This window comes from Kitasatospora sp. NPDC096128, assembly GCF_040303105.1.
Lineage (GTDB): Bacteria > Actinomycetota > Actinomycetes > Streptomycetales > Streptomycetaceae > Kitasatospora.
This window is the reverse complement of record NZ_JBEOSP010000002.1, coordinates 250,412-271,859: the sequence shown is the minus strand read 5'-3', so window position 1 is coordinate 271,859 and position 21,448 is coordinate 250,412. Positions and strand designations below refer to the sequence as shown.

Here is a 21,448-nt window from a genome sequence, read left to right as displayed (position 1 = left end):
AAGTGGGGACCGCCGGCCCTGCGTCCGGGTGCGTCGCGTGCCACAGGCTGGCTGGCACCTGCACGACCCGTGCAGGCGCGCCGCACGGCGCGCGGACGCGTGGACGAGTGGACGAGTGGGACAGATCATGATCGACAGCGGGCGCGGGACGAAGGCCTACCTGGTCGGCGGCGGCATAGCGGCACTGGCCGCCGCGGCCTTCCTGATCCGCGACGGCGAGTTCCCCGGCGAGAACATCCACATCCTGGAGCAGCTCCCGCTGGCCGGCGGCTCGCTCGACGGGCGCGGATCCCCGGCACGGGCGTACGTGACCCGGGGCGGGCGGATGCTGGAGGACGAGGCGTACACCTGCCTGTGGAACCTCCTGGGGACGATCCCCACCCTCGACGACGAGAACGTCTCGGTGCGGGAGGAGATCATCCGGTTCAACCGGGACTGCCCCACCCGCGCCAGGGCCCGGCTGATCGACCGGGACCACCGCGTCCTCGACGCCGCGCACCTCGGTCTCGACACCCAGGACCGGATCGAACTCGCCCGGCTGCTCGTCCTGCCGGAGTCGGTGATCGGCGACCGCCGGATCGACCAGTTCTTCTCCGAGCACTTCTTCGCCACGAACTTCTGGGCGATGTGGCGCACCACCTTCGCCTTCCAGAACTGGCACAGCGCGATCGAGCTCAAGCGCTACTTCCTGCGCTTCCTCCAGGAGTTCCCGCGCATCCACACCCTGGCGGGCGTGCGCCGCACCCGCCTCAACCAGTACGACTCCATCGTCCGGCCGCTCACCCGGTGGCTGCAGGAGCGCGGTGTGCGCTTCGAGCACGGCGTCACCGTCACCGACGTCGACTTCACCGAGCAGGACGGCATCCGCCGCGCGCAGCGCCTCCACCTGCTGCGCGACGACCACCGGGAGAGCGTCGAACTCGCCGACCTGGACCTGGCGTTCATCACGCTCGGCTCGATGACCGCCGACGCCGCCTACGGCGACGACGACACCGTACCGGAGCTGGTCCGGGACAAGCGGGACGGCAGCTGGACGCTGTGGGAGACCCTCTCCCGCAAGGCGCCGGACTTCGGCCAGCCGGCGGTCTTCAACGGCAACATCGGCGAAGCCGCCTGGGAATCCTTCACGTTGACCATGCGAAGCCCGGCGCTGCTGAAGCGGATCGAGGAGTTCAGCGGCAACGCCCCGGGCACCGGCGCGCTGATGACCTTCAAGGACTCGCCCTGGCTGATGTCGATCGTCGTTCCCCGTCCGCCGCACTTCGAGGGCCAGCCCGAGGACGTCTTCACCCTCTGGGGCTACGGTCTGTTCCTGGACACACCCGGCGAGCACACCGGCACGACGATGGCCGAGTCCACCGGACGGGAGATCCTCACCGAACTCCTCGGCCAGCTCGGCTTCGACGACATCGCCGACGAGGTCCGCGCCACCACGACCGTCACCACGGTGATGATGCCGTACATCACCAGCCAGTTCGCCCGCCGCTCGGTCCACGACCGGCCCCGGGTGATCCCGCACGGTGCGCGCAACTTCGCCTTCCTCGGCCAGTACGTCGAGATCCCCGAGGACGTCGTCTTCACCGTCGAGTACTCGGTGCGCGGCGCCATGCACGCCGTGTACCAACTGCTCGGCCTCGACAAGCCGATTCCGCCCGTCCACCACGCCCTCTCCGATCCGAAGACGGCGTTCCGGGCGCTGAAGACCGCCTTCGGCCATTCGGGACCTTGGGCCCCGCCTGCGGACCCGGCCGGCCCTGGGATGCACGATCGCCCTCGGCAAGGCTGATCCCGGGCCTCAGGCGGTTGCGCCCGAGGCGGTCCCGAGCAGCGGAAAGTAGGGCACTGCCATGAGGAAGTTCGTTCTCGCCGGTATCGACGGTTCGGCCGAGAGCACAGCAGCAGCGCAGTGGGCGGCCGACGAAGCGGTGCGCCGCGGCCACGCCCTGCGACTCGTCCACGCCTGGACCTGGGAGGACGACGTCCACGCCGATCCCGGCCAACCGGCGCAGGTGCGCGCCCTGACCGAGCGCATGCTCGCCGACGCCGCGCGGCAGGTGCGCTCGGCCCACCCGGGGCTGGAGGTGCACACCGGCCTTCTGCCCGGCCACGAGCCGACCGCGTCCCTGCTCGCTGCCGCGGCCGAATCCGAACTGCTCGCCGTCGGTTCGCTGGGCCTGGGCGGCTTCGAGGGTCTGCTGGTGGGATCGGTCGGTCTGAACGCCGCGGCACGATGCGACGTGCCCGTCGTCCTGGTCCGGGCCGCGCAGACGCACCAGGCCGACGCCCGCGACGCCGCCGAGGTGGTCGTCGGCATCGACACCCGTGCCCCGGCGGACGAGGTCATCGACTTCGCCTTCCAGGAGGCCGCGGCCCGCGGCACCGTGCTGCGTGCCGTTCACGGCTGGACTCCGCCGGCGGTCTGGGGCTACCCGGGCTGGGTGACATCGCGGATCGAGACCGAGCAGTTCCGCACCATCGAGGACGAGTTGCTCAGCCAGGCACTCAGCATGTGGCGGGACAAGTACCCGCACGTCACGGTGGTCGAGGACAGCCGGATCGCCAGCGGCGCCGGCGCGGTGGTGGACGCATCCGGCGACGCCGCACTCGTCGTGGTCGGCCGCCACCGGCACCGCCACCACCTCGGCCTGCGCCTCGGACCGGTCGCCCACACGGTGATCCACCACGCACAGGCGCCGGTCGCCGTCATCCCGCACGACTGAAACGGCGCAGGTGCCCTCCGGGGTACCGGGCGCACAGCGATGACGCTCCGATGCCGCGTCCACCCCCGGTGGACGCGGCATCCGGCTTCCGGCCTGCGCTCGACCTGCGTCCGCGCCGGTCAGTGCTCCGCGAAGTGCGTGGGTTCGGCGGGCATCGGCAGAAGTGAACGACCGGCAGACAAGGATTCACCCCCCGACGCGGCAGCGTGGATCCGCACTCAGCAGTGTGTGTGGAACAACCTCGCGTCCAGAGCAGCACCCAACGCCACGGCCCGCCACCGTGGCTTCGGTGGCGGGCCGTGCGCGCGGATGTCCAGGGCCGCTCCAGGGCGGCCGGAGGACGGCCCCAACCGCTCCCCCGGTCGCATTACCGGTCCCAGCTGGCCCCCGGCTGGCGCTGGCTATTGCGCGGGTGTGATGAGGCCGTAGTGGCCGTCGTAGCGGTGGTACAGGATGTTGCCACGACCGGTCTCGCCGTTCGTGAAGAAGACGAACGGCAGGCCGCTCAGGTCGAGGCGCGAGACGGCGTCGGCGACGGTCAGTTCGGGCACGGCCTGGGTGCTCACCGCGATGCCCGGCTCGGCTTCGGGTGCCGCTCCGGCCGAGACGATCCGGTACGCCCCCGTCTCCCCGTCGTGATGGACGACGCTGTCGCAGCCCGTCGCCGCGTCGGTGTACAGGTGGAAGTCGTAGTCCATCGCTTCCAGTTCGAACACCGCCGCCCAGGTGGTCTGGCGCGCGAGGCTGTAGCTCTTGTGCCGCACGATGCGGCGCTCCTCGGCATCCAACACCCGGCGCCGCGGCCTGTGCTCGCGCCCGCCGGCCACGGGCGGCTCAGCGTGGTGGCGGTGGTGCCGCTGATGGGTCCGGACCCGAGCGATCCTGGCGTTCAGCCGGTCCTGGAGCAGATCGACGGCCTCCTGCATGGTGGTGCCGGCGACGTGGGCGCGCACGGGCCGTCCGTTGAGGTCGAGCGTGGCCTGGGCGGTCGACGGCTTGGCCACGGCGTGGTTGGGCTCCTGGGTGAGCTTCACCCGGACCGCGAGGACCGGCTCGTCGAGGCGTTCGAGCACCGCGAGCAGCTTGGTCCGGGCGTACTCGGGCGCGGCCAGGGAGACTTCGCCGCGGGACGCCACCAGGACCTCGGTGGCGGGTCGGCTCTGCAGACGGGTCATCGCAGTTTCCTTTCCGGGTGGTTTTCAGACTGCCGCGCGCTGATCGGCCGGGCCGAGGGTCGAAGGTCCCGCCGGCAACGCCTCGGGTCCCTCCCCTGCGGCGCCCGGCAGTGCGCGGACGGTGGTGCCGGTGGTGCCGAGGATCGTGCCGAGGGCGTTGTCGAGGGGGCCGATGGCCGCGAGATGGCCGGTCCGCTCGGCGAAGGCGGCGGCGGCCTCGGCCTTGGGCCGCATCGACCCTTCCGGCAGGTCCAGTTCGCGCAGCCGGTCGGGTGTGACGCTGACCAGGGGGCCGGGGCGGGTGGAGCCGAAGCGGGTGAAGACGTGGGTGACGTCGGTGAGTATCAGCAGCGCGTCGGCGTCGAGCTGTTCGGCGAGCAGCGCCGCGGCCAGGTCCTTGTCAACGACCGCCTCGACACCGTGGACGAGGCCGGTGTCCGGGTTCCGCTTGACCGGGACACCGCCGCCCCCGGCGGCGATCACCACCGAGCCCGTGGCCAGGAGCGCCCGGATGGCCGGGAGTTCGACGATCGCCGTGGGACGGGGTGAGGGAACGACCCGGCGCAGGTGCTCACCGTCCCGCGCGATCGTCCAGCCCCGCTCGATCTCCATCATCCTGGCCTGGTGGTCGGTGAGTTGCCCGCCGATGAACTTGCCCGGCCGCTGGAAGGCGGGATCGTGGGGGTCGACCTCGGTGTGGGTCACCAGTGCGGTGACGGCACGGCCCGGCAGTCGGCCCAGGAGCTCGCGGGCGAGCAGGGTGCCGATCATGCCCTGGGTCTGGGCGCCGAGGACGTCCAGCGGGTACGGCGCGGTGAGCGCCGGGTCGGCCTCGCTCTCCTGGGCGAGCAGGCCGATCTGCGGCCCGTTGCCGTGAGTGACTACCAACTCGTGCCCGGCGGTGACGAGTTCGGCGAGCGAGCGGGCGGCGTCGTGGACGTGGTGCTGCTGGACGGCGGCGTCGGGGTGCTCGCCCCGTTGGAGCAGGGCGTTCCCGCCGAGGGCGGCGACGATGCGCATGGTCACTTCCTCCCGAGGGTGGCGACGAGGATCGCCTTGATGGTGTGCATGCGGTTCTCGGCCTGGTCGAAGACCAGCGAGGCCGGCGACTCGAAGACCTCGTCGGTGACTTCGAGGCCGTCGAGCCGGTGCTCGTCGGCGAGTTCGGCGCCGAGGTCGGTGCGGCGGTCGTGCAGGGCGGGCAGGCAGTGCAGGAAGGCGGTGTCCGGGTTACCGGTCGCGGCGAGCGTCTTGGCGTTGACCTGGTACGGAAGTAGCCGGGCGATGCGCTCGGGCCACTGGGCGTGGTCCTCGCCCATGGACACCCATACGTCGGTGTAGAGGTAGTCCGCGCCGCGCACGGCTTCCTCGACCTCGTCGGTGAGGGTGATCCGGGCGCCGCTGTCCTGGGCGAGCCGACGGCACTCGGAGACGAGCAGCGGGTCGGGCCACAGCTCGCGCGGTGCGGCGATGCGCACGTCCATGCCGAGCAGGCTTCCCATGGTGAGCAGGGAGTTGGCGGTGTTGTTGCGGGCGTCGCCGAGGTAGCAGAAGGAGATGTCCTCCAGCGGCTTTCCGCTGTGCTCGCGCATGGTGAAGACGTCGCACAGGCTCTGGGTGGGGTGGCACTGGTCGGTGAGGCCGTTGTACACGGGCACGCCGGCGTGGTCGGCGAGCTCGGTGACGGCGTCCTGCTCGAAGCCCCGGTACTCGATGCCGTCGTACATCCGGCCCAGGACGCGGGCGGTGTCGGCGATGCTCTCCTTGTGGCCGATGTGCGAGCCGTCCGGGCCCAGGTAGGTGGTCATGGCGCCCTGGTCGGCTGAGGCGACCTCGAAGGCGCAGCGGGTCCGGGTGGAGCTCTTCTCGAAGATCAGGGCGATCCTGCGACCGGTCAGCTGGGGTGCCTCGGTGCCCGCCCGTCGGGCCGCCTTCAGCTCGGCGGCGAGGTCGAGGAGGTGGTGGATCTCTTCTGCGGTGAAGTCGAGTTCGCGCAGGTAGTGGCGGCCGCGCAGGTCGATGGTCATGGCTGTTCGCTCCTTGGGTTGGCCGGGTGAGGTGGGTCAGTTGGCGGGGTCGCGCTGGATCGGGCAGCTCATGCAGCGCGGGCCGCCACGGCCGCGGCCGAGCTCGGAGCCGGCGATGGTGACGATCTCGACGCCCTGCTTGCGCAGGTGGGTGTTGGTGGTGGTGTTGCGCTCGTAGCCGACGACCACGCCGGGGGCGAGGGCGAGGAAGTTGCTGCCGTCGTCCCACTGTTCACGCTCGGCGGCGCGGGCGTCCTGCTCGGCGGACAGGAAGCGGACCTTGTCCAGGTCGAGGGCTTCGGCGAGCGAGGCGGCGAGGTCGGTGTCGGTCCGCACGTCGAAGCCGGCCGGGCGTTCGGGGGCGGGGGTGAGGGTCCACGAGCGCAACTCGTGGGCCAGGCCCGGGTAGAGCGTGAAGGTGTCCCGGTCGATCATCGTCATGACGGTGTCCAGGTGCATGAACGCCCGGCTCCGCGGCAGTCGCACGGCGATCAGCCGGTGCGCGGTGTTGGTCAGGAACAGCTGCTGGGCGAGGGTTTCGACGGCTGCCGCTGTGGTGCGCTCGCCCATCCCGACCATGACGACGCCCGGGGCGATCACGTGGACGTCTCCGCCCTCCACGCTGAGCCCCGGCGCGGTGGTGGTGCCGTCCAGCAGCGGGGGCGCGGTCTCGGCGAACAGCGGGTGGAAGCGGTAGATCGCGGCGGTGTGCAGGGTCTCCCGCCGACGGGCCGGCTTCGCCATCGGATTGAGGCTGTACCGAGCGCCGATCCAACAGGAGTTGTCGCGCGGGAAGAGGTGGTTGGGCAGCGGCGGAAGGGCGAAGTCCTGGTTCCCGAGGGTGTTCCACACCAGGCTGTGCGGGTTCTTCAGCGGCAGGTCGTCCTTGAGGACACCACCGATCAAGTACTCGGCCAGCGTCCGGCCGTCGAGTTCCTCGCACAGCTCGCGCACCGGCTCGACCAGGGCAGGGCCGACAATGGCCGGGGTGGCCACCTGGCCGAGCAGCCAGGACCGGGCCGGGGCCAGTTCGAGGGTCTCGGCGAGCAGGTCGGCGTAGTGGTGCACGCGCACGCCGTGGTCGCGCAGCACCTGGGCGAAGGCGTCGTGCTCCTCGCGGGCGCGCTTGGCCCACAGGATGTCGTCGAAGAGCAAGTCGTCGACGTTGCGCGGGGTCAGCCGGGACAGTTCCAGGCCCGGACGGTGCAGGATCACCTGACGCAGGCGGCCCGCTTCGGAATCGACACGCAGGGTGGACATCGGTGGTGCTCCTCGGAGTTCAGTGCAGGTGGCGCGGGGTCAGCGCGCGCCGGAGAATGGTCGGCAGGCCGACGGGCCGTACGGTGCGGGCCGCCTTCAACGGCGGTTCGTCGTGGTGGGCCGGCTCGGTGGCGGTGAGCGGGGCGGCGGTGCCGGTGAGAGCCCCCGCCGCAGGCCGGGCGTGCGGTCGCTTCAGCCAGATGTAGACCGGGATGCCGAGCAGGACCGTGAACAGGCCGTAGTAGACGGCCTGGTAGCCGCTGCCCTGGATCGACCAGTAGGAGAACGCCAGCGCCAGGGCGGTGACGGTGACGTCCCGCGCAAAGCGGCGCCGGTCCAGCTCCTCCCGACCGTGCAGCACCAGCCAGTACAGCTGCGCGGCGGCCGAGACCAGATACGGGATGACAGCGGTGAGCACGCTCAGCAGCACGATCTCGGTGAACACCTGCGTGAACCGCGTGTAGCTGATCACGGTGAGCACCGACGCGAGGACGGTCGCCGAGACGATGCCGAAGGCCGGCACCTCACCGCGGCCCCGGGTGCCGGCGAACGCGGACGGGAACAGCCCGTCGCGTGCGGCGGCCATCGGCATCTCCGCGCAGATCATGGTCCAGCCGTTCAGTGCCCCGAGCCCGGAGATGATCGCCGCGACGGCGACCAGGTTCCCGGCCCAGGTGCCGCCCGCGATGTGGTTCATCGCGTCCGTGAACGGCGCGGTGGAGGAGCCGAGTTGGCCGTGCGGGACGGTGCCGAACACGGCCAGGGTGCCGAGCAGGTAGATCGCCGCGCAGGCCAGGGTGCCGTACACGGTCGCCCGGGGCACGTTGCGCTTCGGGTCCCGCACCCGCCCGGCCGCCACCGAGGCGGTCTCCAGGCCGATGTAGCTGAACAGCGCGATCGCCCCGGCCGCCGACACGGCGCCCAGCGCCGAGCCGCCGCTCGCGTTGAAGGCCCCGAAGTTGCCGGACTTCACGAACAACAGGCCGGCCGTGGCCATGAACGCCAGCGGCAGGAACTTCAGGACGGTGGTGACCACCTGAAAGGCCCCGATGCTGCGCACACCGGCCAGGTTCACGATCGCGGGCAGCCACAGGCCCACCAGGGCTATTGCGACCGAAGCCCCGGTGTGATGGCCCTTGTTGACGAACACCTCGACGTAGCCGACCCAGGCCACCACGATGGCCGCGTTCCCGGCCCAGGCCGTGATCCAGTACGACCAGGCGGTCAGGAACCCGGCGAACTCCCCGAACGCCTCGCGGGCGTAGACGTACGGCCCGCCACTGCCGGGCACCCGCTCCGACAGCCGCCCGAAGGTCACCGCCAGCGCCAGCGCCCCGACGGTCACCAGCACGAACGCCACCAGCGCGATCGGCCCGTACGGCGCGAGCGCCGACGGCAGGGCGAACACGCCGGTACCGATGATGCTGCCCACCACCAGCGCCGTCGCCGCGGGCAGCCCGAAGGAGGTACTACGCCCTTGTGGGCCGTCCCCCGACGTGCTCACCGGTGGTCTTCCGCTGTCGTGTACGGACATCAAGGGCTCCTCTGCCAGGTGCTTGACCGCGCTGACGGGCCCGGTCTCCGCCGTGGCCCACTGAGAAGATCCTCGAATCCGCGAGCGGCCGGCCCCATGGGCCAACGGTCCCGCTTCCCGCACCGGCGGTCCCTGTCTTCCCTGTCCGATGGTCCCGACAGCACCGGACCGCCCACCGGCGCATGGCGCGTGACGCATTGCCGGATCCGCCCCCTCGGGACCACCGGCCCACCGACGGGTTCCGTCCGGCCCTGGGGTCCCGCGAGGCCCCGCGGGAGATTGGTGCTCGCCGGGCCACGGTCCAGCCCGGCCCTCAACCCGACCCCGAAGGAGCATCCGTGACGACGCGACACGTCCTGGCCGGCCTCGACGGCTCACCGCAGAGCGAGACCGCTGCCATGTGGGCGGCGGCGGAGGCCCAGCGGCTCGGAGCGCCCCTGCGCCTCCTGCACGTCTGGCCCTGGCTGAACGGCGAGAACGCGGACCGGGCCGAGCCCGGCGACCTCAGGCCCGCCGCGCTCGACGCCCTCGCCCGCGTCGCCGACCGGATCCGCCTCGCCCACCCGGAACTGTCGGTGGAGACCGCCGTCAGGCCCGACGACCCGGTCGACGGACTGGTCGCCGAAGCACGGGGACAGGAGATGCTGGTGCTCGGCTCCCGGGGCCTCGGGGGATTCGCCGGCCTGCTCGTCGGATCGGTCTCCCTCGCGGTCGCCGCCCGCGCGACGGTCCCGACGGTCCTCGTCCGCGAGGCAGGGCCCCTCCCTCGCGCGAGCACCGCCGCCGTCGGCGACGTCGTGGTCGGCATGGACTCCGGTGAACCGGGCGAAGCAGTCCTCGAATTCGCCTTCGCGGAGGCGGAGCGCCGCGGCGCCGGGCTGCGCGCCGTCCACGGCTGGGACCCGGCCCCGGCCTGGGCCTTCGGAGGCGTGATGCCGCCTCCGGTGGACATCCCTGGCCAGGAGGGTACGAAGGCGGCCCTGCTGTCACAGCACCTCACCCGTCAGTTGGCGAACTATCCCGGCGTGGCCGTCGTCGAGGACGTCCGGCTCGGCGGCGGGGCGAAGGCCCTCCTGGACGCCTCCGCCGGTGCCGAGTTGGTCGTCATCGGTCGACGCGAGCGCCGTCACCACATCGGCATGCTGCTCGGGCCCGTCGCACACGCCGTACTCCACCACTCCACCGTCCCGGTGGCGGTCGTCCCCCACCTCTGAAGACCGGCCCGTGCCGGTTGCCACCATCTGCCAGACCGTCCACGAAGGAGGACCGGAAATGAACACCGCACCCGAGCAAGCCGGCCCGGTGCCGCCCTTCCGCCACCACCTGCGGCAGGCTCTCGGGAAGGGCCGGAATCCGTTGGGTCGCACGATCGACCGCTCACGCAGCCGGGCCCTGGTCCTGGCCGTGCTCGGCATCGGCCTTGCCGTGCTCGGCAGCGCGGGCGCGGCGGCGGCCGACTTCGCCGTTGTCCGGCACCAGGCCTCGGTGACGGCCGCCCGCCTGCACCAGGTCCAGGCGGGCGTGCTGACTCCGGCGCAGCGGGAGGCCGACACCGGCGCCGGCAGGCGACGGTACGAGGCCGACGCTGTCTGGGTCTACCCCACCGGGCACCGCACCACGGGCAGCGTCCCGGTGCCGGGCGGCACGGCCCCCGGTTCGACCATCGGCATATGGGTCGACGACGCCGGCCGTTCCGTGGCGTCCCCGCTCGGATCGGCCGCCATCGCCGCCAAGGCGGCCTGCCTCGGACTGTTCCTCCTCGGAGGCCTCGGCGTCCTCGTCGTCACCGGACTCGGCATCCGTCTGGACGTCCTGGACCGCCGAGCCGACCGGGCATGGCAACACTCCTGGGCCCAGCTGGAACCCGTGTGGAGCGGCCGCGCCTCACGCGACAACCGGGCGGGCTGACCGCACCCGCCACTCGGAAGGAGACGACCCCGATGTCCGCACAGCCAGTCAGCAGCCGCGATGCCAACGATCCCGTCCACCGGATTCTCATCGCCGCCGCGTGCGCCGCCCCGTCCATCCACAACACGCAGCCCTGGCTGTTCCGCACCGACGCGCAGGCGGACACCATCGAGGTGTTCTCACACCCGTTGCGGAGGCTGCCGCGCACCGACCCCCAGGGCCGGGCACTGCACCTCTCGGTCGGCGCCGCCCTGTTCAACCTCCGGGTCGCCGCGGTCCATCTGAGCCGCGAACCGGTGGTTCGGCTGATGCCCGACCCGAGTGTCCCCAATCTGCTGGCCGTCGTCCGTCTCGCCGGTCGGCCCCGGGCCTCGCTGACCCGTAGGCCGGACCTGTACCGAGCCGTCTGGCAGCGCCGCAGCAGCCGCTTCCCGTTCACCCCCGAGCCCGTGCCCTCCGCCGTCCTCGCCGAGGCCACCGAGGCCGCGCACCAGGACGGTGCGACGCTGTGGCTGCCGGAACACACCTCCCGGGTCCACCTGCTCGAACTCACAGCGGAGGCGGAACAGCGCAACGGCCTGGCCCCGGAGCGCCTGGCCGAGAGTCTGAACTGGATCGCGGGGCCCGGCGACGACACCGGTGTGCCGCCCCGTGCCCTCGGCGCCCTGGACTCCGACGGGCTGTTGCCGATGCGGAACTTCACACCGCAACGCACGGCAGGCCGGCCAAAGGCCGAGTACGAACCCGACCCGCGTCTCCTCATGCTCGTCACCCGGAGCGACCACCCCGTCGACTGGCTGCACGCGGGTCAGGCCCTGCAGCACGCTCTGCTGGTCCTCACCCTCCACGGGCTGCGCGCGTCGATGCTCCACCAGGCCCTGGAGTGGCCCGACCTGCGCAGCCGGCTGGCCCGGTCGCTCCCGCATCGCGGCGCACCCCAGATGCTGCTGCGTGCCGGGTACGGCCCTGTGGGCTTTCCCACCCCGCGCCGCATGCCCGTACCCCCGACGGATCAGCCGGTACCGGAGCCCGCCGCCGCGCTGGCCGCGGTGGCCTGACGGCCGACCCGCACACACGGCGTCCGGGCACCCCTCACGATGAGGGCCCTCCGGCCCTATCGGCCCCGCCCGGCGTCCGGCAGACTGCGATGAGATCTGTATGACCTGCCGCTGGGGGCAGACATTGAGCACGGAGCGGTGATGGCGGACAACGCGGCAGGCGCGGGCGACCCGGTAAAGGTGTTCCTCCTCGACGACCACGAGGTGGTCAGGCGGGGTGTGCACGACCTGCTGGACGCGGAGCCCGGCTTCACGGTGGTCGGCGAGGCCTCCACGGTGGCGCAGGCGCTCACCCGCGTTCCGGCGCTGCGCCCGGACGTCGCGGTCCTGGACATGCGCCTGCCCGACGGCGACGGCGTTACGGTCTGCCGCGAACTGCGGTCCCGGATGCCGGAGCTGGCCTGCCTGATCCTCACCTCCTTCGACGACGAGGAGGCCCTGCTCGACTCGATCATGGCCGGTGCCGCCGGGTACGTCCTCAAGCAGATCAGCGGCACCGACCTCGTCTCGGCGGTCCGCACGGTCGCCTCCGGACAGTCCATGCTCGACTCCGGCGCCGCCACCCGGCTGATGGCCCGGCTGCGCGGCGAGGCCACCACCCAGCAGGCGTCCGATGCCCCGCAGCTCACCGAGCGCGAACGCGAGATCCTCGCCCTGGTGGGCGAGGGCCTGACCAACCGGCAGATCGGCCAGCGGCTCTACCTCGCCGAGAAGACCGTCAAGAACCACATCTCCCGCCTGCTCGCCAAGCTCGGTGTGGAGCGCCGGGTACAGGCCGCGATCATCGCCACCCAGGTACTGACGGGCCAGGGCCACCCGGCGGCCCGCAGGACCGTCTGAGCGGCACTCGTGCCCGAACCGAAAGCACCCGGTGCACGGGGCCGCCCGGAGGCCTCCCGGGGGACCATCAGCCCCTCGCGGAAGGCCATGCCCCCACCGAGCATGGATGCCATGACCGCCGAATTCACATCACTGGACGAGCCGCAGTGCCTGAGGCTTCTCAGCGGGGCAGCCGTCGGCCGATTGGTCTACACCGTTGGTGCGCTGCCGGCCGTCATGCCGGTCCGTTACCGGATCGCGGCGGACGGCAGCGTCCTGCTCCACGCTCACACCGACTCCGAGATCACCCGGGCCGTCGCCGACGCGATCGTCGCCTTCGAGGCGAGCGAACTCGACGAAGCCGACGGCAGCGGCTGGAGCGTCACCGTCCTCGGGCGGGCGGACGTCACCTCCGACATCGAGGAGGGCCGCACCATTCCGGCCGTCGTGCCCGTCCCCGCGAGAACAGCCGGTCGCGTGACCATCCGGATCCGCCCGGAACTGGTGACCGGGCGTTCCCTGCCCGGCTCACCGGTCTACGAGGCGTGACGAGCCCGCGAACATCGGCATCCGACTCTCACACCAGCGGAGCCGACCAGGTCAGCCTTGTCCCGCCCGCAGCCGGGACGATCACCTCGAACGCGCCCCCGAGGCCCTCCGCCCGCTCGGCGAGATTGCGCAGGCCGCTGCGCCGCCCCTGCTCGGGGACGCCGACACCGTTGTCCTGCACCGTCAGCACGACCCGCTGACCGCTGGCGTGCAGCACCACCTCCACCCGGTTCGCCTTCGCATGCCGGGCCGCGTTGCTCAGCGCCTCCCCCAGCACGGCCACGACGTGTTCCGCGACCTCCGCGGGAACATCGGTGTCGAGCAAGCCCTCCATGCTCAGCCTGGGCGGGAAGCCCAGTACAGCCTGCGCCTGTTCGACGGCCCGCACGGCCCTGGCCCGCAATCCCTGCCCGGCATGATCCTCGCGCGCTCGGAGCCCGAAGATCGTCGACCGGATGATCTTGATGGTCTCGTCCAGGTCCCCGACCGCACGCAGCACCCGGTCCGACGCACCCGGGTGCTCGATGAACCGGGCCGCGCTCTGCAACGTCATCCCGGTCGCGAAGAGCCGCTGGATGGCCAGGTCGTGCAGGTCCCGGGCGATCCGGTCCCGGTCCTCCAGCATCGCCAGCTGCTCGGCGTCGCGGCGCCGCTCCGCCACCTCCAGGGCCAGTGCCGCCTGGTCGGCGAAGCCCAGCAACGGACCGGTCTCCCGCTCGGTGAACGCCGGCTCACCGACCTCCCTGGCCAGCAGCAGCACGCCCTCGACCGGCCCCTCGGCCCGCCCCAGCGGGACCGCCACTGCCGGGCCGAGCCCCTCGAACCTCCGAGGGCCGGCGGACAGCCGCGGATCAGCGGAAAGGTCGACCGTGGTCGTCGGCGAGCCCTGCGCACACGCCTCCCCCGACAGGGTCCCGTCCAGCGGCACCACCAGGCCCTGCCTGGCAGCCGCGTCACCCCCGAGGGCCAGCTCCACCCGGACCGTGTCGGTACCGGGGACGGGGATCGACACGTCAGCCAGCGCGGCGCCCGTGATCTCCCGCGCCCGCCGCGCGATCAGTTCCATCACGTCCGCGCGGGAACTGCCCGACAGCAGGCCCCGGGTGATCTCCGCGCTAGCGCTCAGCCAGCGCTGCTGCCGCTGTGCCTCCTCGTACAGGCGGGCGTTGTCGATCGCCACCCCCGCAGCGACCGCCAGGGTCGAGAGCACCGACTCGTCGTCGGCGTCGAACTCCTCACCGCCCCGCTTGTCGGTCAGGTAGAGGTTGCCGAACACCTCCTCGCGCACCCGCACCGGCACGCCCAGGAAGGTCCGCATCACCGGGTGGTGCACCGGGCAGCCGTGCGAGGCCGGATGGTCCGACAGGTCCGTCAACCGAAGCGCCTCGGGATTGCGGATCAGCTCGCCGAGAATGCCCCGACCCGTCGGGTACGGGCCGATCTTCGCGATCTCCCCCTCCGACAGCCCCACGGTCAGGAACTCCGACAGCGTCTCGCCGTCCGGCCCGATCACCCCCAGCGCCGCGTACCGCGCGTCCACCAGCACGGCGGCCGCCTCCACGATCCGCCGCAGCACCTGGGTGAGGTCCAGCTCCCGGCCCACCGACAGCACGGCCTCCAGGAGGCTGTGCACCCGGTCCCGGGTACCCCGGGCCGCGTCGATCCGCGCCTGGAGTTCCTCCAACAGCTCATCCAGTCGCAGCTGCGGCATCCGCGACCGCACTCCGTCCCCGCCCACGCAGGCCTCCCTCCGTCCGTCTCTGTTACCGGCCGGTCGATTGTCGCAGAAGCCCACCGCCGCCGGCCGAGGCAGAAACCGCCTCCGACCTGGCGGGACCGCCAGGTCGGCACACACGGCCGGCCACCGGACCGCAACCGCACCCGGCCCGTGGGCAGAAGCCCCGCTGAAACCGTCAGGCGCCCAGCATGGCGGCCCCGCCGTGGTCACGGATGATCACGCGATCATCCGTGACCACGGCCCCGACCCCGTTCACAGGACCCTCCGGGTCCACCAAGGCGGCATCCAGCCTGCTACACCAGTCCTGGTCCTGCGCCACGGCCACGCCTTCCACTCGTCTCCCCTCCTGCCTGCACCAAGTGCGAGACCTTGCCCTCATCCCCATGCGTGTCCGACACACGCGAACCCACCACCGCCCGAACCGGCGCCAACGCCGACATGATGCTCACAGGAGGTTCCGCGGCGCTCTCCGAGTGAATTCTCCAACCCCTTGCCCCCCAGCGGTCGAAAGGGGAGTGACGGTCAGTCCGCTCATTACAGAAGCCGAAGGTCAGGGCCTGTCACGTCCACCTCGTATGACGCCCGGTGCCGCCTCATGACACCCGGTCCGTGAGAAGCGCGTGAGAGGTGACGACCGAACCGAGGCCGTGGTTTCGGCGCGAGCAAGCACGGGGCGGGTTGGCCCTGTTCGCGCATCCGCTGAGCCGCACCGGATGACCGCCGACCTGGGCGCCTCAACGCCGTTGACAGTCCGCCCCGGTCGGTGAAGCTCTGTCGCCGCCCGTAGGATCACCGGACCGACATCCGCGCCGCCCGTTCGGCGGCGGCCGCGGACCGTCCGGAATGGTTCCGTGCAGTCGAGTCGGACTTCCTGGAACGGATGGAGACATGACTGAACCTGCGGACGCCGTCGCGTCCGTTGCGGTCCTCGCGTCGCTTTCGACGGAGGAGTTCATCGCTGGGGTCGAGGCGGCCGCCGTGCGGTTCGACGCGGCGACCTACCCGCAGCGGGAGTTGCCTGCGGAGGACTGGGTCGGGCTGACGGGGGCGGGTGTGCTGCTGCCGGTGCTGCCGGTCGAGTACGGGGGCCGGGACAGCCACGTCGAGATGTGCCGGGTGGTCGAGGTCCTGGCGGAACGGAACCTGGCCGTCGCCGTCTACACCGCGATCGTCACCGGACTGGCGTTGCGGCCCGTCGTGTTGTGGGCCGGGGAGGAGGCCAAGCGCGAGGTGCTGCCCCTGTTCGCCGGTCCGGTGGCGCCGACCGCGGGGTTCGCCTCCACCGAGCCCGGCTGCGGCTCGGCCATGTCTGGTCTGACCACCACCTTCGAGGAGATCGAGGGCGGCTACCGCATCCGCGGCCGGAAGCACTGGCAGGCGCTGAGCGCCACCGCGTCCTGGTGGGTGGTCGTCGCCAAGCGGGACGGCGACAGCGGCCGCGAGTACGGGTGGTTCGTCGTCGAGCGCACCGACGGGTTCCGCACCTCGCAGCGGTACGAGGCGCTGGGCCTGAAGGTGATCGACTACGGGGTCAACGACATCGACGCGTTCGTCCCCGCGCACCGGCGTATCGACGTCGGGGCGGGGAACCTGAGCTCGATGGTGGACATCTACCTGTCGGGGCGGGCGCTGATCGGCGCGCTGGCATGCGGCTTCCTGCGCCGCGTCGCCCGCGAGGCGCGCGCCTTCGCCGACGCGCGTCGCATCGGGCGCTCGCCGCTGTCGGCGATCGGGTTCGTCCGCTACCGGCTCGCAGCCATCGACAGCGCCCACACGGTCTGTACGGCGCTCAACCACTACGTCCGGACCCGGCTGGACCTCACGTCCGACCTCACCCCCGCGTTCCCCTTCATCCTGGCCGTCAAGGTCGTCGCCACCGAGCTGATGGTCAGCTCCGCCAACCACTACCAGCAGCTCGCCGGCGGTGAAGGCTACCGGAACGGCTCGCCGACCAACATCGCCGCCCAGGCGTTCCTGGACTCCCGGGTCTTCACCGTATTCGACGGCACCAACGACCTCCTCAGCGAGCAACTCGCCCGGCACTGCCTGGACAGCGCGGACGGCCGTTCCCTCAGCACCTTCCTGGCCGCCTGGGCGCCGACGGCGCCGGCCGTCTCGGTGCACGGCCTCGACCTGCGGTTCCTCGACGGGGAACTCGCCCAGGAGCACTTGGTCCTGGCCGGCCGAGTGATCGCCTACACCTTCGCCGCCGCCCGCGTCCTGCAGTGGGCCTCCGAGTCCGGTGCCGACGCCGACCGGGCGCACCGGGCAGCCGCGTTCCTCAGGGCCGACATCGACCGCGTCCGCGTGGAGTTCGGCCTCCTGTGGCGCCTCGGAGCCGGCACCTGAACCGTGCTCCGCCGACCTCTCCCGGGCGGCGCAGCGCGGTCGGTGCGGTGATCGGTCGGTGCCACGAGCTGCGCCGCACCACGGCTCGCCGAGGCTTCGCAACGGGGCCGGCCCCCAGGCGTGCCACGCGCCGACGACCTGTCAGGACTGGGGTCTTTCCACGGTTCGAATGGACCGGGCTCGGTGCTCTGCTGTGGGTGGCACCCACCGCAGCGAGGAGCTCCGATGACATCGATGCCCGTGGCCGGCCTGCGGCCCGGCCTGGGAGACGACCGCGCCGATCTGGTCGTCCGCAACGCGCGGATCCACACCGGGGACCGGCGACGCCCGACGGCCTCGGCGTTGACGGTGCACGGCGGGCGGATCGGCGTGGTCGGCGACGACCGGGACGTCGCGCCGTACCTCGGGCCGGACACCGTGGTGGTGGACGCGCAGTACCGCAGGGTCGTCCCCGGGCTGAACGACTCGCACTGCCACGTCGTCCGCGGCGGCCTGCACTTCGTCCTGGAGTTGCGGTGGGACGGCGTGCCGTCGCTCGCGGTGGGCCTCAGGATGCTGCGGGAGCAGGCCGCCCGGACTCCGGCCGGCCAGTGGGTCCGGGTCGCCGGGGGCTGGAGCGTCGAGACGGTCGCCGAGCACCGCCTGCCCTCGCCCGCCGAGTTGAACGCGGCGGCGCCCGACACGCCGGTGATCATCACGCATCTGTACCAGGCCGCCGTGCTGAACCGGGCGGCGCTGCGCGCGGCGGGCATCACCCGCGAGAGCCCGAACCCGGCGGGCGGGCAGATCGTCCGCGGCCACGACGGCGAGCCGACCGGGATGCTGATCGCCGCCCCGGCCGCCGGACTGCTCTACGCGACGATCGCCAAGGCCCCGGTGCTCGACCCCGCGCTGCAGAAGGCCTCGACCGCCCACTTCCTGCGCGAGCTCAACCGGTTCGGCCTGACCTCGTTGGTGGACGGCGCCGGCGGGTTCCAGGACTTCCCGTCGGGCTACACGGCCGTCACGGAGCTGGCCGCCGCGCAGGAGCTCACGGTGCGCATCGCCTACCACCTGTTCCCGCAGACCCTCGGGCAGGAGGTCGAGGACCTGCGGCGCTGGGCCACCCTGGTCAAGCCCGGCGACGGGGACGAGTGGCTCAGGTTCAACGGCGCCGGCGAGAACCTCGTCTGGGCCGCCACCGATTTCGAGAACTTCGCCCAGCCGCGTCCCGAACTGGGCCCGTACGAGGACCAGTTGGAGCAGGCGGTACGGGTCCTGCTGGAGAACGGCTGGGGATTCAGGCTGCACGCCACGTATGACGAGACCATCCGCCGCGACCTCGCCGTCTTCGAGAAGCTCGCCGCCGAAGGGCTCTTCCCGGGACCGGGACGGTGGCTGTTCGACCACGCCGAGACCGTCTCGCCGCAGAGTCTGGACCGCATCGCGGCGCTCGGCGGGTCGCTGGGGGTCCAGCACCGGCTGGCGTACCAGGGCGAGACCTTCGCGCGCCGATACGGCGCCGCCGCGGCGGCGGCCGCCCCGCCGCTCGGCGCGATGCTCGAACGCGGGCTGGACGTGGCGGCCGGTACCGATGCGACCCGGGTGTCCACCTACAACCCCTGGGTGGCCCTGCACTGGCTCGTCTCCGGGCGCACCGTCGGCGGCCTGCGCACCCGTTCGACAGCACACTGCGTCAGCCGGGAGACCGCGCTGGAGATGTACACCACCGCCGGCGCCCGGCTCACCGGCGAGCAGGAGGTGAAGGGCCGGCTGAGCCCGGGCTTCCTCGCCGATCTGGCGATCCTCACCGACGACTACTTCACCGTCCCCGAGCAGGACATCCCGCTCATCGAAGCCGCCCTCACCGTTGTCGGCGGCCGGATCGTGCACGCGGTCGGCGAGTTCGAGGGCCTCACTGCGCCCGCGCCGCCGGTCGAACCCGACTGGAGTCCGCTGGCCCACTTCGGCGGCTACCAGGCCGCCCCGCGCCGGGTCGGCGACGGCGCGCGCCAGGCCGAGTTGCTGGGCCAGGCCGCCGCCGACTCCACGGAGCGGCTGCGCCGGTCCGGTCGGCGCGGGGCCGGTACCGAGGCGGACGCCGTCCTGCGGGTGTCCGACCCCTGCTTCGAGTGATCCGCCCCGAGCACCCGACGCCCCCTCCGCTCGGCACGACCGAATCCGACCCGATCGCGGACCGATCCCGAAAGGCCACGCCATGAACCACCCGATGAACACCCCGGCGAACCGCCGCGCCCTGCTGCGCACGGCGGCCGTCCTGCCCGCGGTCGCCGTCGCCGGCACGGCCCTGGGCGGTGGCACGGCGGCCGCCGCCCAGGGCACCGGCACCGGCCTGCCCGACTTCGCGCCCGTCCCGCTCGCCGCGAAAGGGCCCGCGATCAACGACACGGGCTACTACGTCGGCCGGATCGACGGGAACCTCCACTGGGTCACCGACGGGTACTACCAGGCGATGTTCCTCAGCACCCGGGAAGGCGTCGTCCTGGTCGACGCTCCCCCGACCATCGGGCACAACCTGCTGCGGGCAATAGCCGACGTGACGCGGGCCAACGGCCGGCCGTCGCAGGTCACGCACCTCGTCTACTCGCACTCCCACGCCGACCACGCGGGCTCCTCGTCGATCCTGGGCAAGGACGTCGTGCGGATCGGTCACGCCGAGTGCCGACGCCTGCTGCTGCGCGACGGCGACCCGAACCGTCCCGCGCCGACCGTCACCTTCAAGGATCACTACACGCTGGAGGTCGGCGGCGAGCGGCTGGAACTGGCCTACCACGGCCCCAACCACAGCCCGGACAACATCTTCATCCACGCGCCGGAACACCGGACCCTGATGGTCGTCGACGTCCTGTACCCGGGCTGGGTGCCGTTCAAGAACCTCGCGGTCTCCCAGGACATCCCGGCCTGGCTGCGGGCGCAGGACATCGCCATGGGCTACCCCTGGCGGACCCTGGTCGGCGGTCACCTCGGCCGGCTCGGCGTGCGCGCGGACGGCGACCTCCAGCGTGCCTACACGGCCGACCTCGAAGCCGCCGCCCGCGCCTCGATGAACCTGGACCCCGGGCCGTACTTCGCGAAGTACGGCCCGCAGGGCAACTCCTGGGCGATCTTCAAGACCTACCTCGACGCGGTGGCGGCGCAGGCCGCCGCACCGGTGATCGCCAAGTACACCGGTGTCCTCGCCGCAGCCGACGTGTTCACGCTCGACAACGCCGCAGCGATGGTCGAGTCGCTCCGGATCGACGCCGGGATCCTCGGCCCGTTCAGCACCCGCCCCTGAGGACCGGTCGGCGCTCGGCGCCCCGAGAACCGGCCCGACCCGCTGTCGCCCCCGGCCCGGTAGCGCCCGGCCCGGTACCGCCCTGCCCTGCCCTGCCCGGCACGGCCGGGCGCGGCACAGCCGGGCGCGGCACGACCCGCCCCAGTCCCACCCGGTCCCCTCCCCGAGAAAGGGCACCCGGCCCATGACCAGCCCGACCCCCGTCCTCTTCATCCACGGCCTGTGGCTGCACAGCACCTCCTGGCAGCCGTGGATCGACCTCTTCCGTGCCGAGGGCTACGCCCCGTCGGCACCCGGCTGGCCCGGTGACCCGGACACCGTGGAGGAGGCCCGGCAGAACCCGGAGAGCATCGCCGACCACGGCATCGACGACGTCGTCGAGCACTACGCGACGATCATCCGCGGGCTGGAAGCGCCGCCGGTCCTGATCGGCCACTCCTTCGGCGGCATGATCGCCCAGAAGCTCCTCGGCCGGGAACCGGTGGCGGCGGCCGTGGCGATCGACGCAGCCCAGATCAAGGGCGTCCTGCCGCTTCCGCTGTCCGCGCTGCGCTCGACGCTGCCGGTGTTCAGGAACCCGGCTAACCGGCACCGCGCGGTGTCGCTGACCACCGAGCAGTTCCGCTTCGCGTTCGGCAACGCGCTGAGCGAGGAGGAGTCCGACGGACTCTTCGAGCGGTGGACCATCCCGGCGCCGGGCAAGCCCCTGTTCGAGGCCGCCGCGGCGAACTTCGACCCCCACTCGCCGGCCAAGGTCGACACCGCGAACTCCGGACGCGGCCCGCTGCTGCTGGTGTCCGGCGGCAAGGACCACACCGTCCCGGAGTCGGTGACCCGCGCCACGCTCAAGCAGTACCGGCACTCCGGGGCGGTCACCGAGTTCCTGTCCTTCCCCGACCGCGGGCACTCGCTGACCGTCGACGGCGGCTGGCGGGAGGTCGCGGAGGCGGTGCTGGCCTGGCTCCGGTGCCAGGGCCGGACGGCCTGACCACCCGTCGACGGCGGCACGACCGCCGCCCGCCCGACCAGGCCCC

17 protein-coding genes are annotated in these 21,448 nt (G+C 72.2%); 11 read left to right on the top strand and 6 right to left on the bottom strand.

Annotated elements, in window-relative coordinates; all coding sequences use genetic code 11:
• The first annotated feature begins 115 nt into the window (after nucleotides 1-115).
• Nucleotides 116-1,786, top strand: a complete 1,671-nt coding sequence (locus ABTY61_RS03610; protein WP_502895203.1) for an oleate hydratase — start codon at nucleotides 116-118, stop codon at nucleotides 1,784-1,786.
• Between the two features lie 61 nt (nucleotides 1,787-1,847).
• Nucleotides 1,848-2,720, top strand: a complete 873-nt coding sequence (locus ABTY61_RS03605) for a universal stress protein (protein WP_350503257.1) — start codon at nucleotides 1,848-1,850, stop codon at nucleotides 2,718-2,720.
• Between the two features lie 401 nt (nucleotides 2,721-3,121).
• Here ABTY61_RS03605 and ABTY61_RS03600 read toward each other — a convergent pair whose 3' ends face one another.
• From ABTY61_RS03600 to ABTY61_RS03580, 5 genes are read right to left on the bottom strand one after another with little or no spacing between them, the layout of a single operon-like run.
• The gene (locus ABTY61_RS03600) at nucleotides 3,122-3,895 is read right to left on the bottom strand and encodes a ribosome hibernation promotion factor (protein WP_350503256.1); all 774 of its coding nucleotides are present in this window, start codon (nucleotides 3,893-3,895) and stop codon (nucleotides 3,122-3,124) included.
• 24 nt (nucleotides 3,896-3,919) lie between these two features.
• On the bottom strand, nucleotides 3,920-4,915 hold the full coding sequence (locus ABTY61_RS03595; protein WP_350503255.1) for a carbamate kinase: 996 nt from the start codon (nucleotides 4,913-4,915) through the stop codon (nucleotides 3,920-3,922).
• Nucleotides 4,916-4,917: 2 nt separating this feature from the next.
• The gene (argF, locus tag ABTY61_RS03590) at nucleotides 4,918-5,922 is read right to left on the bottom strand and encodes an ornithine carbamoyltransferase (RefSeq protein WP_350503254.1); all 1,005 of its coding nucleotides are present in this window, start codon (nucleotides 5,920-5,922) and stop codon (nucleotides 4,918-4,920) included.
• A gap of 36 nt (nucleotides 5,923-5,958) precedes the next feature.
• On the bottom strand, nucleotides 5,959-7,182 hold the full coding sequence (locus ABTY61_RS03585; RefSeq protein WP_350503253.1) for an arginine deiminase: 1,224 nt from the start codon (nucleotides 7,180-7,182) through the stop codon (nucleotides 5,959-5,961).
• A 19-nt stretch (nucleotides 7,183-7,201) separates the two neighbouring features.
• Nucleotides 7,202-8,617 carry an amino acid permease gene (locus tag ABTY61_RS03580; RefSeq protein ID WP_350503406.1) on the bottom strand — a complete coding sequence of 472 codons (1,416 nt, stop codon included), beginning with the start codon at nucleotides 8,615-8,617 and terminating at the stop codon, nucleotides 7,202-7,204.
• Between the two features lie 437 nt (nucleotides 8,618-9,054).
• Between ABTY61_RS03580 and ABTY61_RS03575 the strand changes: the two genes are divergently transcribed.
• From ABTY61_RS03575 to ABTY61_RS03555, 5 genes are all read left to right on the top strand, one after another.
• Nucleotides 9,055-9,930, top strand: a complete 876-nt coding sequence (locus ABTY61_RS03575; RefSeq protein WP_350503252.1) for a universal stress protein — start codon at nucleotides 9,055-9,057, stop codon at nucleotides 9,928-9,930.
• Nucleotides 9,931-9,988: 58 nt separating this feature from the next.
• Entirely contained in the window at nucleotides 9,989-10,624 is a 636-nt protein-coding gene (locus tag ABTY61_RS03570) for an Rv1733c family protein (RefSeq protein ID WP_350503251.1), read from the top strand.
• A gap of 32 nt (nucleotides 10,625-10,656) precedes the next feature.
• Nucleotides 10,657-11,682 carry an Acg family FMN-binding oxidoreductase gene (locus tag ABTY61_RS03565; RefSeq protein WP_350503250.1) on the top strand — a complete coding sequence of 342 codons (1,026 nt, stop codon included), beginning with the start codon at nucleotides 10,657-10,659 and terminating at the stop codon, nucleotides 11,680-11,682.
• Nucleotides 11,683-11,823: 141 nt separating this feature from the next.
• Complete coding sequence (locus ABTY61_RS03560) at nucleotides 11,824-12,522, top strand: response regulator (RefSeq protein WP_350503249.1); 699 nt, start codon at nucleotides 11,824-11,826, stop codon at nucleotides 12,520-12,522.
• 111 nt (nucleotides 12,523-12,633) lie between these two features.
• A complete protein-coding gene (locus tag ABTY61_RS03555) occupies nucleotides 12,634-13,050 on the top strand; it encodes a pyridoxamine 5'-phosphate oxidase family protein (RefSeq protein ID WP_350503248.1) in 417 nt (138 codons plus the stop codon).
• Nucleotides 13,051-13,078: 28 nt separating this feature from the next.
• Here ABTY61_RS03555 and ABTY61_RS03550 read toward each other — a convergent pair whose 3' ends face one another.
• Nucleotides 13,079-14,761, bottom strand: coding sequence for a sensor histidine kinase (locus tag ABTY61_RS03550; protein ID WP_350503247.1), 1,683 nt, complete (start codon nucleotides 14,759-14,761; stop codon nucleotides 13,079-13,081).
• A gap of 915 nt (nucleotides 14,762-15,676) precedes the next feature.
• Here ABTY61_RS03550 and ABTY61_RS03545 point away from each other — a divergent pair.
• From ABTY61_RS03545 to ABTY61_RS03530, 4 genes are all read left to right on the top strand, one after another.
• Entirely contained in the window at nucleotides 15,677-17,137 is a 1,461-nt protein-coding gene (locus ABTY61_RS03545) for an acyl-CoA dehydrogenase family protein (RefSeq protein WP_350503246.1), read from the top strand.
• Between the two features lie 225 nt (nucleotides 17,138-17,362).
• On the top strand, nucleotides 17,363-19,252 hold the full coding sequence (locus ABTY61_RS03540) for an amidohydrolase (RefSeq protein WP_350503245.1): 1,890 nt from the start codon (nucleotides 17,363-17,365) through the stop codon (nucleotides 19,250-19,252).
• An 82-nt stretch (nucleotides 19,253-19,334) separates the two neighbouring features.
• On the top strand, nucleotides 19,335-20,414 hold the full coding sequence (locus ABTY61_RS03535; RefSeq protein WP_350503244.1) for an MBL fold metallo-hydrolase: 1,080 nt from the start codon (nucleotides 19,335-19,337) through the stop codon (nucleotides 20,412-20,414).
• A gap of 184 nt (nucleotides 20,415-20,598) precedes the next feature.
• On the top strand, nucleotides 20,599-21,402 hold the full coding sequence (locus ABTY61_RS03530; RefSeq protein ID WP_350503243.1) for an alpha/beta hydrolase: 804 nt from the start codon (nucleotides 20,599-20,601) through the stop codon (nucleotides 21,400-21,402).
• The last annotated feature ends 46 nt before the right edge of the window (nucleotides 21,403-21,448 follow it).